This window comes from Chitinophaga sp. (assembly GCF_035761305.1).
GTDB lineage: Bacteria > Bacteroidota > Bacteroidia > Chitinophagales > Chitinophagaceae > Chitinophaga.
The window spans coordinates 1-16,431 of record NZ_DASTRI010000100.1; the positions used below are offsets into that span (position 1 = coordinate 1).

The following is a 16,431-nucleotide window of genomic DNA, read 5'->3' on the forward strand; positions in this document are numbered from 1 at the left end:
AAAAAAAGGCGAATATACGTTTTTAAATGAAAAACTCCATTTACCCTGGCAGGTAAATGGAGTTTTCTCGCTTAAAAAATTCTACTTGATAACTTTTTTAGTCCCTGTTACGGGCGCCCATATAAATAAGTATGTACTGGATTAATGTGGCTATAGAGGCAACGGCAGCTACTACATAGGTCATGGCTGCCCACCAAAGCGCGTCTTTAGCCTTGCCATACTCCCCGGGCGGCATAAGCGTGGTGCTATTTAGCCAGGCCAGGCCACGGCGGGAGGCGTCAAACTCCACCGGCAAAGTAATAAGCGCAAACAGCGTAGTTACCGCAAACAGTATGATACCGCCCAGCAACAGGGCCGGAAACACGTTTACCAGCAGTATACCGCCTAACAGCACCCACTGCACCAGGCTGGAGCTTACCTGTACGGCCGGCACCAGTTTAGAGCGCAAAGTAAGCCACTGATAAGACTTTGCATGCTGCACAGCGTGGCCGCACTCATGCGCCGCTACGGCCGCAGCTGCTACGCTGGAGCTGGCATACACATCGGGGCTAAGGTTCACGGTTTTGTTTTCCGGGTTGTAGTGGTCAGACAGGAACCCGTCTACCGAGATCACCTGCACATCATAAATGCCATTATCGCGCAGCATTTTTTCTGCCACCTGCTTACCAGTGAGGCCGGAAGAAAGGGGAACCTGGCCATATTCCCTGAACTTGCTGCGCAGCCGCCAGCTAACCAGCATGCTAATGCCAATAAATAACAGGGATAACAACATTACCCCGGGTGGCATACCGGGCATTATAAACAACATCAGATCAGGTGTCATTGGTCAAATTGATTATTAATTGCAAAATTACTATGGTTATATCATCAAAATGTTGTCCAATACCGCTTGAATACCTGGTTTTAGGATTTCATTAAGAAAACGGGTTCCCGGGCATTCCTTTCTGTCAGTTTCAAAAATTAATGCTGTCATTATGGCGCACCAACATGCGCTCCAAAAGAATGTTATAGACGATTTGTCAGTAATAAAAAGGCATTTTATTACCCATTTTTTATATGTAAAATAATCAGGCATCACTCCTATTTATCAATATTTTACGACCATTCAATGCAATTAATATTAAACCTGCCAATGCCCTGAAACAAGCGCCAGGAGCCGATCTGTCACATTATGAAAACTTTTCAAAAGTTATTCACATCAATTAAATAAACTTTTTTATTCTGAACCCATTTAGTAATTTAGACCTGAATTTAATGGGTTAGTAAGTAGAAAGAGTCAACGGAATCTTCTGTTGGCTCTTTTTCTTTTTGCAGGTTATAAATGCTTTTAAATAACCGCCGGCTTTTCTATTCTCCTTATCAATTTTTTACAACGCAAATACCAGGCGTTCCGTTTTCTGATCTTAGCAGCCGGTTTTATAGCTTTTGGCTGCGCAATTTTTGCGGTTCATTGCTAACAGCTAAACCTAACCGCTAATTGCTAATTATCTACCTTTATTGCATGAGTAAAATTAAAACCGCATTCTTTTGCCAGCAATGCGGATATGAATCAGCAAAATGGAACGGGCGCTGTCCCAGCTGCGGCCAATGGAACACATTTGTAGAAGAAAAAATCCAGAAAGATATTCCGCTGCGCAATAACAGCTGGAAACAAACTGAGCTGCCGCATGCAGCAGACAGTATCGTTAACCTCTCGGAGGTAAGCAGCACAGCCGAAGAACGCCTGCTTACCGGCGATGCAGAGCTGAACCGCGTGCTGGGCGGCGGTATTGTGCCCGGCTCCCTGGTGCTGGTAGGCGGTGAGCCCGGCATTGGTAAATCTACTTTGTTTCTTCAGAATGCCTTACAGCTATCGCACATCACTACACTCTATATCAGCGGAGAGGAAAGCGCGCAGCAGATAAAAATGCGGGCCGACCGTTTAAAGATACAGAACGACCGGTTTTACCTGCTTACAGAAACGGCTACCCAAACCATTTTCCAGGAAATAAAAAAGCTGCGCCCGCAGCTGGTGATCGTAGACTCTATTCAAACCCTGCAATCTCCTTTTATTGAAGCTGCACCCGGCAGTATTTCCCAGATAAGGGAAACTACCGCGGAAATGCAGCGCTTTGCAAAAGAAACGCATACGCCCGTGTTTCTCATAGGGCATATTACAAAAGACGGCGCCATTGCCGGCCCTAAAATACTGGAGCACATGGTTGATACCGTACTGCAGTTTGAAGGCGACCAGCACTATGCTTACCGCATTTTACGCACTATCAAAAACCGCTTTGGCTCTACCGCGGAACTGGGCATTTATGAAATGACAGGGCATGGCCTGCGGCAGGTTACCAATCCCTCTGAAATACTCATTTCACAGCGTGAAGATCAGCTGAGCGGCGTTGCCATTTCCGCTACCATGGAAGGCATGCGGCCCATGCTGGTTGAGGTGCAGGCACTGGTTACCCAATCTGTTTACGGCACACCCCAGCGTACCGCTACCGGTTTTGACCTGCGCCGCCTGCAGCTGCTGCTGGCTGTGCTGGAAAAGCGCGGCGGCTTTCACTTTGGCGTTAAAGACGTGTTCCTGAATATTGCCGGCGGCATCCGGGTGGAAGATCCTGCCATAGACCTGGCCGTACTGTGCGCGCTGCTTTCTTCGTATGAAGATGTGGCGGTAAGCAGCAATATCTGCTTTGCCGGCGAAGTAGGCCTTAGCGGGGAAATACGCGCCGTAAACCGTATTGAACAACGCATTGCCGAAGCGGAAAAGCTGGGCTTTGACAAGATATTCATATCCCGCTACAACAAACAGGGCGCGCATAGCGCCAAGTTCAATATTGAGGTGGTACCCGTTGGCCGCGTAGATGAAGTATACCGCCAGCTGTTCTGATGAAATGTAAAATATTAAATGTAAAATGCAGAATGTAAAAGTAACGGCATCAGCGCTCCGCTGCATTAACTTTTACATTTTACCTTTAAAATTTTACATTTGATATTGTATGTTCCCCATGCTTTCCTCCCTGGTACACCTGTTTTACCCGCATATATGCGAAGGCTGCGGCCGCGACCTGGTGCGCACGGAACAGGTGCTTTGCCTGCACTGCAGCCGGCGGCTGCCTGCTACCGGTTTTCAGCAGTACACCCATAACCCAGTTGAAAAAATCTTCTGGGGCCGCATAAACATCCGCCATGCCATGGCTGCCTACTACTACACCCAGGCCTCTACCCTGCAAAAGCTTATTCACCAGTTCAAATATCACCAACGTAAAGATGTAGCCCTGCACCTGGGCCGGCAAATGGGACAAATGCTGCTGCAAAGCGCATGGCTATACGAAATTGACTGCATTGTTCCTGTGCCGTTGTACGCCGCCCGGGAACGGCAGCGCGGGTATAACCAGGCCACCCTGCTGGCAAACGGCATAGCAGGCGTGGTGCAAAAACCACTGCTGCCGCGCGTGCTGGAAAGAAGCATGCAGGTAAGCTCCCAAACCCGCAAAAACCGTACGGACCGCTGGGAAAATGTATCGCATATGTTTACCGTTAAAAAACCGGGCGACCTGCAGGGCCGCCACGTGCTGCTGGTAGACGATGTAATTACTACCGGCGCCACCACGGAAGCCTGCAGCCGGGCCCTGCTGGCTGCGCAGGCCACTGTAAGCATTTGCTCCCTGGCCTTTACAAGCATTTAACATGCGCCACTGGTATAATTAATTGCTTAATTTGAAGGAGTATGAGTAACTTTACGAGCCAGTGACAGCACTAACAATTTTGCCTCACAAAAACGCACCACTATGATCAAGACATTACTGATCTCCATATTATTCACTTTTATGGCAGCAGGCGGATCTATCTACAATTTTAAAGTGGAATCTATTGACGGCGGCAAGATCAATTTCGCCGACTATAAAGGAAAGAAAATACTGATCGTGAACACGGCCTCCCAGTGCGGTAACACCCCGCAGTATGCCGACCTGGAAAAGCTGTACAAGAAGTATGAGGGCAAGCTGGTGATCATCGGTTTCCCTGCCAACAATTTTCATGCGCAGGAGCCTGGCACCAATAAAGAGATACAGGAGTTTTGCACCAAAAAATATGCGGTTACTTTTCCTATGGCAGCCAAAATTTCAGTAAAGGGAGATGATATGCACCCCCTGTACAAATGGCTCATAGCAGAAAGCAAGGCCAAACACCTGCAGCCGGAAGAGGTAACCTGGAACTTCCAGAAGTACCTGCTGGATGAAAAGGGTAACCTGGTGGCTGTTTTTGCGCCCAAAACGCAACCGATGTCCGAAGAAGTGATTACTGCTATAGAGAAACACTATAACTGATCATTACAGGCATATCACATCTCCTTCTCCCTCGCATAACTATTTGCCAGTTTTAGTCAGTAAGTTCGTTTATATACACTACACCCCTGTTCTGCAAAAAATAATAAAGAGCAGGCGTGTAGTGTTTCTTATAGTGTTCAATCCATATGCTATGTATATAAAACTGGTGCGCTTTTTAATTGTCGTACTGTTTTGCGGGGCCTTTGCCGCCTGTGAGGATAACTACAATACACCTTCTTTTTCCTGTAATAATTATTACATGGATCTTGTTTTGCATGACAGCACCTATGCACTGAAAGTAAGCAACAATACCCTGTTCCGTATTCCGTCGGACTCCGGCGGCAGCAAGTACATAACAATGGAAACGCTTACCGACTCGTTTAAGGTGATTTTTAACCTGCGCGACGGCCTGTACCAGGGCGATGACCTGCTTACCGACAGCCTGCCTTTAAAAACCTATACCTACCCGGCGCACCGCGACAGCATTGTAAGCGGCCTGGTGGTAGTGGCAGTAAAAACAGGCAATGAGTTCCGGTTTGCAGATACCGATACCTCCAGCGTTACCATTACCCGCTGGAGCACGTCCAAACAAACTATGAGCGGCAGCTACTACTTTGAAAGCAATAACCACACTTTTAAAGGTAAAGGCACCTTTAACAAGGTTTGTTTTACTCCGTTGCGGTAGGCACGCATATCCTGTATGTGCAGATAATAAGGAAAACATTTGCATATTTGCACATCAGCACATTTACCACATGCTATTTTCAGACATCATAGGCCAGGAAAATATTCAGCAGCAGCTGATACAGGCGGTACAGCAGAACCGTTTAAGCCATGCCATGCTGCTGCTGGCGCCGGAAGGGGCGGGGGGCTTATCCCTGGCGCTTGCCTTTGCACAGTACATGGCATGTGAGAATAAGCAGGAGAGCGACGCCTGCGGGCAATGCCCTGCCTGTGTAAAAGCCGGCCAGTACATACACCCGGATATTCACTTCTCCTACCCTGTTATTCCCCGCAAGCCGGGCGATAAACCGCTGAGCACCGATTATGTGGCCGAGTGGCGGGAATTTATAGGCACCCACCCCTACGGTAATGCCTATGACTGGCTGCAGTTTATTGGCGCCGAGAACAAGCAGGGTAATATTACCGCCAATGAGTGCCACGATATTATCCGTAAACTCAGCCTCAAAAGCTTTGAAAGCACCTATAAGATACTGGTTATGTGGATGCCGGAATACCTGGGCAATGAAGGCAACCGCCTGCTCAAGCTTATTGAGGAACCGCCGGCCAATACCCTGTTTATACTGGTGGCGGAAAACCAGGAGCAGATACTGGCTACCATTCTTTCCCGCGTACATCTTATAAAAGTGAACCCGCTGCCTAAAGAGGTGCTGGTAAATGCCCTGGTGCAACGGGCAAATGCCGCCCCGGCCAAAGCCCGGCAGGTAGCCACTATTGCCATGGGCAACTACCGGGAGGCATTGTACCTGCTGCAAAACGCGGAAGACGATTACCATGAGCTGCTGCGCACCTGGCTCAATAGCATTTTTACCGGCAACCGCCCTGCCCAGCAGCAGTGGATAGAGCAAATAGCCAATGCCAAAATGGGACGCGAGAACCAGAAACAGTTCCTGCGCTACTTTATTAACCTGCTGGAGCATAGCCTGCGCATGCAGTACCTGCCTAAAGACATGCTGGCCTTTTCTGAAGAGGAAATGGATTTTGCCGCCAAGCTCAATAAGCTGGTGAACATGCGGCAAATGGAACAAATTATGCAGCTGCTGGATAATGCCTGCTATTATATAGAGCGGAACGCCAATGCCAGGCTGCTGTTCCATGCCCTGTCCATACGCCTGCAATACATTTTCCGCAACAAGCCGTTACCGGTGGCCTGAAACTGCCGGTAGGGTCCTGGTATGCCCGCCGGACAGGCTTTTTAAGAGCCCGGCCCGGTAAATGAACTTTCGTGGCCTATTTTGGTTACCTTTGCAGTCCCCTGTTTTTTGTTACCTATGAAATAAATATGTATTTTAAAGGGTGGCAGAACAGATTTGGAACGGAATAGATACTTATAACTAAAACTTAAACTAAGACAATATGGCTTGTGCCGGATGTGGTACGGGAGTGGATGGGAAGCCAGCAGGATGCAAAAGCAACGGAGGATGCAGTAGCGGAGGATGTAACAGGCTTAATGTATTTGATTGGCTGGCCAATATTCCCCTGGGTGACAGCTTAGCACCATTTGATATTATAGAAGTTAGCTTTAATAACGGTAGTCGTAAAGATTTTTTCCGCAATGTTACCAAACAATACTTCGAGAAAGGAGAGCTGGTAACAGTGGAAGGCATTAGCGGTTTTGACATAGGAACTGTAAGCCTTACCGGCGAGTTGGTAAAGCTGCAAATGAAAAAAAGGCGGGCAGAAGATACCCCTGAGGTAAAAAAAGTGTTACGTCGCCCCACGACGGACGATCTGAACCGCATGAACGAAAACAAAGCACGGGAAAAAGATGCGCTTATTAAAGCCCGCGCCATTGCCCGCAGCATTGGACTGGAAATGAAGCTGGCCGAAGTAGAGATACAGGCCGACGGCCGTAAAGCCACCTTCTTTTATACTGCCGATGACCGTGTGGATTTCAGGGAGCTGATAAAAATATACGCCTCCGAATTCAGGGTAAAGGTAGAAATGCGGCAGATCGGCGCCCGCCAGGAAGCCGGCAAGGTAGGCGGTATTGGCAGCTGCGGCAGGGAGCTTTGCTGCTCCACCTGGCTGTCTGACTTTAAAAGCGTAAACACTACCGCTGCCCGTTACCAGAACCTTTCTATTAACCAGGCCAAATTATCCGGCCAGTGCGGCCGCCTCAAATGCTGCCTTAACTATGAGCTGGACACTTACCTGGATGCCCTGAAAGATTTTCCTGAAGACGCTGATACCATTGAAACTGCCAGTGGCGTAGCCACCCTGCAAAAACGGGATATTTTCAAAAACCTTATGTGGTACAGCTACGACACCAGCAATAAACAATACCCCTTAACCATTAGCCGCGTAAAGGAAATACGCCAGCTGAACAAACAGGGTATTAAGCCGGAAGAGCTGAAAGCTGTAGAGGTAGTGGTAAGCAAACCCAAGGAAACAGACCTGGGCTTTGCAGATGTGGTAGGACAGATAAGCCTGCGCAGCCTGGAAAAAACCGCCCACAAGCGTAAGCAAAAGGATAAGGAAAAACAAAAGCAGCAACAGCAAAAGCAGCAGCCGCAGGGCGGGCAAAAACAGCAGCCCGGTAAAAAGGCGGAACAGGGAGGCGGCAACCGTCCTGAACAACGCAACCGCCATGAGCAGAAGCACCGGGAACCCAAGCCCCAGGGTCAGAAACAGGAGCATAAACAGCAGGGTGGCGGCAACCGTGGCCCGCAGCAGGATAATAACAACCAGCCGCGCGAGCCCAGGGAGCAACGGGATCAAAAGCAACGCCCGCCCAGGCATAAAACCAGGAAATAGCGTAAACGCCCATACTATAAAAAAGCGGCTGCATTGTATGATGCAGCCGCTTTTTCTTTAGGCGCCTGCTTTAAACGGTCAGCTGTTTAAGCGGTTCGCAGCGCCTTAAACTTTCCTTAGCTTTCGTTCTCAAACAGCAGCTTGTAATAATACATATTCGTAGCCTCATCAAAGCCCCGTTCTATCAGGTCGCGGTTACCGTGTATGTATATATGAAAATTGCGGTCCAGCTTCAGCACGCTTTTAAATACCTTCTGCTGTTTTTTAACCGCGGGGGCCGAAATATCAAATTCATCCGGTATCTCCTGCCGGAACTCCTGCTGAAAATGATTGCGGTATTCTTTAAAGGAGGCAATAGCATCGGGGTGCCCCAGCACCTCCTGCGCAAAATCATCTACCTGGAACTGCTCTTTCTCCTTAAAATAAGCCGCTGATTTGTTCAGCAGGTCTACCTGGTCAACCCGGCTCATTTCATATTCAGCCGGCAGTTTGTCCTGTATGAACAGCTTGCACATGTTCACCATGGTTTCTGTTTGGTGGTAATTATCCTCCCGGCGCTGCACCTGCAAAAACGAGTCTTTCCAGTACACTGCCTCATTCTGTTTGCTGTTGCTGTCAATAACGCTCACCTTATACCCTTCCCCTTCCTCAATGTTAAACACCAGGCAGCCTTTATCCAGCTTGTTAATGTTAATGCCATCCTCATAGTTCACCTGGTAATTTTCATTGGAAAGGAACACTTTCAGGTATGTATCGCGGTTCTCCGATTTAAAAATGCCGATGGCCGGCGCTTCCTCCCCGTCAGTTAAACATTTGCTGAAGTAAGTGATATACAGCTCCCCGCCTTTTATTTTAGGATGGGTGCTGTGCTTGTATAAATGTTTGGCAATGTTTACAGATTGCTCGTAAAAGCTGTCCTGGTTGGCAAAAATACGTTTACAGTACTGGAACACTTCATTCAGCTGCAGATCTGCTTCATGATAAAACCGGAAGTACTCGGCGCTATTGGCAAACGGTTGTATAAAATAGTTCAGCAGCAGCTGGCCAATGGTTTCGTCTTCCAGCGCTAACGGCGCCTGGGAGCAAATAAGGGGCTCGTCCTGTGAAGCGTTGCCTACTTTATGAATAGCCAGGTGCGCTAAATCCTGGAATGCTGAAACATGGATCATAGGTGCGAAATTAGCATACCGCCGGTATATAAATTATTGTATTCACTAATTAATTTATATAGCTTAGCATGGTTACATAGAAGTTACAACATGCAAAGAAACATCGTATTTCTGGCGGCTGTTATGGCCTGCAGCACTGTACATGCACAAAAAAAAGCGCCGCTGTTTGAAGCACAGGATCTTACAAAGGAAAACACTTTCTCGCAGAACATTGAAGGCCCCTGTTTTGATAAAAAGGGCAACCTGTACGTGGTAAATTTTCACCAGGATGGTACGGTTGGTAAAATCAATACCCGGGATGGCAGCGGTGAGGTATTTGTAACCCTGGCCGATACCAGCACTGCCAACAGCATAAAGTTCAATAAAGAAGGCAATATCATGTACCTGGCCGACTTTAAAGGCCATAACATACTGGAGGTGAACATGCAAACCAAAAAGATAAGCGTGTATGTGCACAGCTCACAGTTTAACCAGCCCAACGATATTATCATTAACAGCAAAGGGCAGCTGTATGCCTCCGACCCTAACTGGCAGGCAGAAAGCGGGCAGCTGTGGCGTATTGACAAAGGCGGCAATCCCGTGCTGCTGGAGCGCCGCATGGGCACCACCAACGGTATTGCCCTTAGCCCGGATGAAAAGAACCTGTATGTGAACGAAAGTATACAACGCAAAATATGGCGGTATGATGTGGATGATGCCGGCAATGTTTTTAATAAAAAACTGTTTGCAACATTTCCTGACTACGGGTTTGACGGTATGAAGTGCGATAAGGCCGGCAACCTGTATGTATGCCGCCACGGCAAAGGAGTAATTGCCGTTCTTTCCCCGGAAGGCAAGCTTATACGTGAAATACGGCTGAAAGGTAAGCTGTGCAGCAACCTGGTATTTGGCGGCAGGGACAAGAAAACCGTATACGTAACCCTGCAGGACAGAAAATGCATTGAAACATTCCGGGTAGATATTCCGGGTATATAAAAAGCTGAAAGCGCAAAGCAGAAGGCACAAAGCATAGTACCGGGCCGGTATTTGGGGGCTGAAGCTGAAAACATAGCATAAATAAAGGGGGCCGCCTTACAGTAAGGCGGCCCTCTTTATTTTTATGAATAGCTCAATTATATATTCAATCCGCCGCAGGCGCTGATTACCTGGCCGGTTAAATAGCTGCCCATGTCAGATGCCAGGAACAGGCATACATTGGCAATATCTTCCGTGGTGCCGAAGCGGCCCAGGGGAATTTGTTCAATATAATGCTTTGCGCCGTCGCCATCTTTCAGGTAATGCGTCATATCTGTTTCCACAAAGCCCGGGGCCACGGCGTTGCAGCGTATGTTACGGCTGCCCAGCTCCTGCGCTATTGATTTGGTGAACCCTATAATGCCTGCTTTGGAAGCTGCATAGCTGCTTTGACCAGCGTTGCCCTTAATACCAATAATGGAGCTCATGTTAATAATAACGCCGTTCTTGGCTTTCATCATAGGGCGTATTACCTGCTTGGTCATGTTGTACACGCTCTTGAGGTTAATGTCCATTACATCGTCCCACTGCTCTTCGCTCATGCGCAGCAGCAGGTTGTCTTTGGAAATACCGGCATTGTTCACGCAAATGTCAACGGCGCCAAAATCTTTCAGCACATCGGCCACCAGCGTTTCGCAATCTTTATAAATGCCTGCGTTGGATTTGTAAGCCTTTGCCTTTACGCCTTTGGCCTGCAGCTTTTGTTCCAACGCCCGGGCTTTTTCATCCGAGCTTACATATGTAAAGGCTACATGAGCCCCCTGTTCTGCAAATTTTTCAGCAATGGCTTCTCCAATTCCGCGGCTGGCACCTGTTACAATAGCAACTTTGTTCTCCAGTAATTTCATGTTGTGCAGTTAATTCAATTAATAATTAACAATTAATATTAAAAGTTAGTAATTCCAGTATCTACTATGTAATAATTATAATGCAGCCACGGTATGCTTATTAATAACATGCAACACCGCCTCCATTATTATTAATTATTCATTCTTCATTATTAATTACCTACGAACGCTTTAATCTCCTCTATGTAATGCCTTTCATTATTCAGGCGCGGTACTTTGTGCTGGCCGCCCAGCTTGCCTTTGCTCTTTAACCATTCGGTAAAGGTGCCTTTGGGCAGCACATGCATTACCGGCATACGCAGGGCAATATCTTTATGGCGTTTGGCTTCATAATCAGAGTTAATGGATTTCAGCGTGTTATCCAGCACTTCCACAAACTGCTGCGCATTACGCGGCGGTACCTCAAACTCAACCAGCCACTCATGCCCGCCGTTGCTGCCTTCGCTGAAATAAATGGGTGCAGCCGTATAGTCGTTAACGATAGCACCGGTTACTTCGCAGGCATGTGCAATAGCCTTGTCGGAATTTTCAACAATCAGCTCTTCCCCAAAAGCGTTAATGAACGATTTGGTGCGGCCGCTCACGCGTATACGGTAGGGCGCCAGGCTAACAAACTGAATGGTATCGCCTACCAGGTAGCGCCATAGCCCCCCGTTGGTGCTGATAATAATCGCGTAGTTCTTCCCCATTTCCACCTCCTGCAGCTGCAGGGTGCGCGGGTTTTCCTTCCCGTATTCCTCCATGGGCATAAACTCGTAAAAAATGCCATGGTTCAGGAACAGCAGCAACCCCTCCTGCCCTATAATATCCTGTGCGGCAAAAAACCCTTCAGAAGCGTTATAGGTTTCCTGGTAATACATATCCGGCTTGCGGATCAGTTTTTTAAACTGGTCGCGGTAAGGGGTAAAGCTTACGCCGCCGTGCATATACAGCTCCAGGTTGGGCCACACATCGGCCAGGTTATCTGTACCGGTTAGCTCAAATATGCGTTTTATAAGCACCAGCGTCCAGGTGGGTACGCCGGCTATGGAGGTTACATTTTCATGTATAACGGCATTGGCCATACGCTCTATTTTTTCCTCCCATTCATCCATCAGGGCAATGGAAAGGTCGGGCGTACGGATCATGTTGCCGTAAAAAGGCATGTTCTGCAGCATTACTGCGCTGAGGTCGCCGTAGTAGGAGTCGCTGTCGGCCGACAGCTTGTTCACCTGGTGGCTGCCGCCTATTACCAGCGATTTGCCGGTAAGCAGGTCAGAGTCCGGGAAGTTGTTGTAGAAGAGTGACAGCACATCGCGCCCGGAGCGGTAATGGCATTCATCCAGGCTTTCCACAGATACGGGAATGAACTTGCTTTTATCGGCAGTGGTACCGCTGGATTTGGCAAACCATTTAATAGGCGTATTCCATAATACATTCTGCTGCCCTTCCATTACCCGTTGTATATAGGGTTTAATAGAGTCGTAGTTATGTACAGGCACCCGCTGTTTATATTCCTCTATTTTATAAATGCTGGAAAAATTGTACTGCTTGCCAAACTCCGTGTACTGGGCGGCACTAATTAAACTCTGGAAAACCTGCTGCTGCACCTGTAGGGGATATTGCATAAAATACTCTATGCGTCCCATACGCAATCGCGCCAATTGAGATATTGCAGGACTTAAAATTCTCATATTTAAGAAAAGGTTCTTTCGGATTTTGACATAAAGCAGCTGTTAGCATGGTTTGCCCGCGGCCACCTTGAACAGCCTGCAGCCGGTTGTGAACGGTATACCGGTTTTATTGTTGTTTTGCAGCTTCATCCAGGTAGTTCTTACGGCGTAAAATGAAATTCTGGCCAAGATACACTTTTCTTACCTGTTCATCGGCCGCCAACTCTTCGGCAGTGCCGGCCTTCAGTATTTTTCCTTCAAACAGCAGGTAGGCCCGGTCGGTGATAGACAGGGTTTCCTGTACGTTATGGTCTGTGATAAGAATGCCTATGTTCTTGTACTTTAACCTGGCTACTATGGATTGTATATCTTCTACGGCAATGGGATCAATACCGGCAAAAGGCTCGTCCAGCAAAATAAACTTGGGGTCTACCGCCAGGGCCCTGGCTATTTCCGTGCGCCGGCGCTCACCGCCGCTCAGCACATCGCCGGGGCTTTTACGCACATGCTGCAGGCGAAACTCGTTCAGCAGGTTTTCCAGCTTATCTTTCTGCTCGGTCTTTTTCAGGTTGGTCATTTCCAGCACGGCTGCAATATTATCTTCCACGCTCAGCTTACGGAAAACAGAAGCTTCCTGCGGCAGGTAGCCAATGCCCATTTGCGCCCGCTTGTACATGGGCAGCTTGGTAATATTCACATCGTCCAGGAATACCTCTCCCTCATCGGGCTTAATTAAACCTACCACCATATAAAAGGTAGTGGTTTTACCTGCACCGTTAGGGCCCAGCAGCCCTACAATTTCTCCCTGCGTAACTTCTACAGATACATGGTTCACCACCGTTCTGTTACGGTACTTCTTTACCAGCTGATCTGTATGTATTTTTAATACCATATGTTCAAACTTAGCAAAAATAACCATTTACCCAAGATTATATTATTTTTGCCAGTCACAAAAAAATAAACACATTCCGGATGAAAGTAACTGAACATATTGCAAAGGCTAAAGACACGCTCATTTCCTTCGAAATATTACCCCCATTAAAAGGCAAAAGCATTGAGTCTATTTACGACCACCTGGATCCCCTGATGGAGTTCAACCCTGCTTTTATTAATGTTACTTATCATCGCAGTGAACATATGTTTAAAAAGCGTGCCGACGGCACCTTTGAAAAGGTAGAGATCCGCAAGCGACCCGGCACGGTAGGCATTTGCGCCGCCATTATGAACCATTATACCGTAGATGCCGTACCCCACCTCATTTGCGGCGGCTTTACCCGGGAGGAAACAGAGAACGCGCTTATAGACCTTAACTTCCTGGGCGTGGATAATGTGCTGGTGCTGCGCGGCGATGCTCCTAAAAACGAAACCTTTTTTGAGCCGGAGCCGCATGGCCACCGCTATGCCATTGAGCTGCTGGACCAGGTAGCCCACATGAACAACGGCATTTACCTGGAGGAAGACCTGCAGGGCGGCGTAAAAACCAACTTTTGCATAGGCGTGGCCGGTTACCCGGAAAAGCACTTTGAAGCGCCCAATATGCAAACCGACCTCTCGCACCTGAAAAGGAAAGTGGAAAAGGGCGCCGACTATATTGTAACCCAGATGTTCTTTAATAACCAGAAGTTTTTTGAATTTGTAGGCAAATGCCGTGAAATGGGTATTACCATACCTATTATCCCGGGCTTAAAGCCGCTTACCAGCAAAAAACAGCTTACCGTATTGCCCCGCACCTTCTTTGTGGATATACCGGACGAGCTTTCATCTGAAGTGCTGAAATGCAAAACAGATAAGGAGGTAGAAGAAGTAGGCACCCGCTGGCTCATACAGCAGTCAAAAGAGCTGAAGGAGTTTGGCGTACCGGTGCTACACTACTATACCCTGGGCAAGCCCCATGTTATTAAAAATGCGGTAGCCGCCATTGCATAAATAAAAATGCCATTACGTGGAAACGTAGTGGCATATACGAATACTGTCACACTTTTGTTTTTAACGTCCTATGTCGTTGCTATAAAGACGGGCAACCGGCTTTTTCCCCCTATAATAAGGCGTAATAAAAAAGCCGCTTCCCGAATTACGGGAAACGGCTTTCCGGTGTACTATGCTATGAGATAGCTATCTCATTACTTCTTCTTGCTTTTCAGCAGGTAACCTACGCTGATACCAAAGTAACCGTTCTTGCTTTTGCTGCCATCCGGGTCAATGTTGGTTAAACCCAGGCTGTAGTTAACGCTGAACAGTAAACCGTTGCTCAGCTCATAACCTGCCAGGAAGTTAGCGCCTGCATCCAGGGCTTTAGCGTGAATGTTCTCGTCTGTTTCGTCAAGGTCTTCGGCTTTTTTACCGTCGAACTTAACCTTAATGTCCTGGTATTTACCGCTCAGGCCTAAAGCCAGGTAAGGGCCGGCGCCTACAAACAGCTTGCCGGGGCCTACCTGCGGTTTGTACAGGAAGTTAACGGGCAGCTCCAGGTAGTTGAGCTTGTAGCTGGCAGTGGTTACGTTCAGATTTGCGTCAATGTCCGGAACCTTAACACCTTTGGCGCTGTACAGCAGTTGGGGCTGCAGGGAGAAGGACTCTGCCAGGCTAAGATCAGCAATCACGCCAGCATGAAAAGCGGCCAGCCTTTTAGTGCCTTCGCTTTCATCAAAGCTAACGCTGCTGCTGCTAAAGCCGGCTTTAACGCCGAAAGATACCTGGGCATAGCTAGTTAGGGTTGTTGCTACCAGGGCTAACAGGAGTAAAACTACATTCTTTTTCATTTGTGAAAACTGGATTTGGTTAAAAATGCGGCCCAAAGATAAACAACATATTTATAATAATTTAATTTATTAGAAACAATTATTCATTCTTTTTTAGAATTATTATTAATATATACCGGATGGTTATACAGCCGGCGGCAGGTGCCAAACGCACAAAGTCCCGTCCGGCAATGGCCGTAACGGGACTTTGTGTAATATGGTTGTGTTATTGGGTATGGAGCCCGCTTTAAAGCTGCGCCACCGCGTTGCTTACATTAATAACCCCGGCAGTTAGTAATCCTCCCGGTCCAGTAAAATTCCCAGGCTAATGCCCAGGTACCGGTTCTTTAAACTGCTGGTAGTTGATTTATCCGTATCAACCATTCCCAGGCTATAGTTTACGTTTAGCATTACCAGGTTATTCAGCTCCACCCCGGCCATAAAGTTGGCTCCTGCATCCCAGTGGCGCAGCCGGGTGTTGGTAGAAAGAATGCCGGACCCCTCCTCAAAGCTGATGTCCTGCCGGGCGTTGCTTACTATGTTGCCATTGTAGCGGATGGCCAGCTGATAGTTGCCGCCCAGGCCATATCCTGCATAAGGGCCGGCGCCAAAGGTAATTTTACCAAAAGATACCGGTATTTTGTATACCAGGTTCAAAGGCAGCTCCAGGTAATGCAGCCGTATCTTATCTGCGCTGGGCAGGTACACACCTGTAGGGCTGCTGCTGTAAGGCGCATCCATGTCGGTACCTTTGGTAATGTAACGCAGCACCGGCTGCAGGTAAAAGTTATATCCCAGGGGCATATTCAGCACCAGGTCTGCATGCCAGCTGCTCATGCTGCGGAAGGTGCCCAGGCCGTTGTTCTTGTAGCCTGCTGCAGGGTCTTTATAGTGCATGGTTGCCAGGTTATAGCCGCCGCGGAAGCCTATGCTTAACTGGGCATGCAAGGGTGTACCGGCCCATGCGGCCAGCAGAAAAACGAGTAAAAATTTCTTCATGCATCTGTCCTCTTTAATGAAAAATGTAATGGTGGAAATGTGAAAACCTATCAGGGAAATACAAACACTCAACTCGAATGCAGGGCTAAAGTACGTAATTAATCCAGTTATCCCAGGCAGTATACATAAAAATAACAGCCCTGGCGCTACTGTGCCAGGGCTGCTTATTGATTTAAAGGCAATTAGCTGTTTGTACTGCT

General features: G+C 47.9%; 15 protein-coding genes. 8 read left to right on the forward strand and 7 right to left on the reverse strand.

The genetic code is table 11. The features are described from left to right. Positions 1–97: 97 nt before the first annotated feature. Positions 98–823, reverse strand: coding sequence for a zinc metallopeptidase (locus VFS25_RS08980; protein ID WP_326461798.1), 726 nt, complete (start codon positions 821–823; stop codon positions 98–100). A 678-nt stretch (positions 824–1,501) separates the two neighbouring features. On the opposite strand from VFS25_RS08980, the gene radA reads away from it, so the two are divergent. The 6 genes from radA (at position 1,502) to ricT (ending at position 7,811) form a co-directional block, all read left to right on the forward strand. Beyond that, the gene (gene radA, locus VFS25_RS08985) at positions 1,502–2,875 is read left to right on the forward strand and encodes a DNA repair protein RadA (RefSeq protein ID WP_326461799.1); all 1,374 of its coding nucleotides are present in this window, start codon (positions 1,502–1,504) and stop codon (positions 2,873–2,875) included. A gap of 109 nt (positions 2,876–2,984) precedes the next feature. Then, a complete protein-coding gene (locus VFS25_RS08990) occupies positions 2,985–3,674 on the forward strand; it encodes a ComF family protein (protein WP_326461800.1) in 690 nt (229 codons plus the stop codon). 102 nt (positions 3,675–3,776) lie between these two features. Beyond that, the gene (locus tag VFS25_RS08995; RefSeq protein WP_326461801.1) at positions 3,777–4,313 is read left to right on the forward strand and encodes a glutathione peroxidase; all 537 of its coding nucleotides are present in this window, start codon (positions 3,777–3,779) and stop codon (positions 4,311–4,313) included. A 151-nt stretch (positions 4,314–4,464) separates the two neighbouring features. Further along, positions 4,465–4,998, forward strand: coding sequence for a hypothetical protein (locus VFS25_RS09000; protein ID WP_326461802.1), 534 nt, complete (start codon positions 4,465–4,467; stop codon positions 4,996–4,998). A 70-nt stretch (positions 4,999–5,068) separates the two neighbouring features. Further along, positions 5,069–6,208, forward strand: a complete 1,140-nt coding sequence (locus VFS25_RS09005) for a hypothetical protein (protein WP_326461803.1) — start codon at positions 5,069–5,071, stop codon at positions 6,206–6,208. Between the two features lie 202 nt (positions 6,209–6,410). Continuing rightward, positions 6,411–7,811, forward strand: coding sequence for a regulatory iron-sulfur-containing complex subunit RicT (gene ricT, locus VFS25_RS09010; protein ID WP_326461804.1), 1,401 nt, complete (start codon positions 6,411–6,413; stop codon positions 7,809–7,811). Between the two features lie 116 nt (positions 7,812–7,927). Here the strand turns inward: ricT and VFS25_RS09015 are convergent, their stop codons facing one another. Then, positions 7,928–8,980: a nucleoid-associated protein gene (locus VFS25_RS09015; RefSeq protein ID WP_326461805.1), complete on the reverse strand. Its 1,053-nt coding sequence runs from the start codon at positions 8,978–8,980 to the stop codon at positions 7,928–7,930. Positions 8,981–9,070: 90 nt separating this feature from the next. Between VFS25_RS09015 and VFS25_RS09020 the strand changes: the two genes are divergently transcribed. Further along, entirely contained in the window at positions 9,071–9,955 is an 885-nt protein-coding gene (locus VFS25_RS09020; RefSeq protein WP_326461806.1) for an SMP-30/gluconolactonase/LRE family protein, read from the forward strand. A 137-nt stretch (positions 9,956–10,092) separates the two neighbouring features. Here VFS25_RS09020 and fabG read toward each other — a convergent pair whose 3' ends face one another. From fabG to lptB, 3 genes are all read right to left on the reverse strand, one after another. Next, positions 10,093–10,842, reverse strand: a complete 750-nt coding sequence (gene fabG, locus VFS25_RS09025; protein WP_326461807.1) for a 3-oxoacyl-[acyl-carrier-protein] reductase — start codon at positions 10,840–10,842, stop codon at positions 10,093–10,095. A gap of 152 nt (positions 10,843–10,994) precedes the next feature. After that, positions 10,995–12,515, reverse strand: a complete 1,521-nt coding sequence (locus VFS25_RS09030; protein WP_422653312.1) for a GH3 auxin-responsive promoter family protein — start codon at positions 12,513–12,515, stop codon at positions 10,995–10,997. Positions 12,516–12,621: 106 nt separating this feature from the next. Further along, the gene (gene lptB / locus VFS25_RS09035; RefSeq protein WP_326461809.1) at positions 12,622–13,386 is read right to left on the reverse strand and encodes an LPS export ABC transporter ATP-binding protein; all 765 of its coding nucleotides are present in this window, start codon (positions 13,384–13,386) and stop codon (positions 12,622–12,624) included. Between the two features lie 80 nt (positions 13,387–13,466). Here lptB and VFS25_RS09040 point away from each other — a divergent pair, with 80 nt between their 5' ends. Continuing rightward, positions 13,467–14,420, forward strand: a complete 954-nt coding sequence (locus tag VFS25_RS09040) for a methylenetetrahydrofolate reductase (protein ID WP_326461810.1) — start codon at positions 13,467–13,469, stop codon at positions 14,418–14,420. A 194-nt stretch (positions 14,421–14,614) separates the two neighbouring features. On the opposite strand, the gene VFS25_RS09045 is transcribed toward VFS25_RS09040, so the two are convergent. Together VFS25_RS09045 and VFS25_RS09050 are read right to left on the reverse strand one after the other, a co-directional pair. Further along, on the reverse strand, positions 14,615–15,253 hold the full coding sequence (locus VFS25_RS09045) for a porin family protein (protein WP_326461811.1): 639 nt from the start codon (positions 15,251–15,253) through the stop codon (positions 14,615–14,617). A 270-nt stretch (positions 15,254–15,523) separates the two neighbouring features. Continuing rightward, the gene (locus VFS25_RS09050; RefSeq protein ID WP_326461812.1) at positions 15,524–16,231 is read right to left on the reverse strand and encodes an outer membrane beta-barrel protein; all 708 of its coding nucleotides are present in this window, start codon (positions 16,229–16,231) and stop codon (positions 15,524–15,526) included. Positions 16,232–16,431 lie beyond the last annotated feature (200 nt).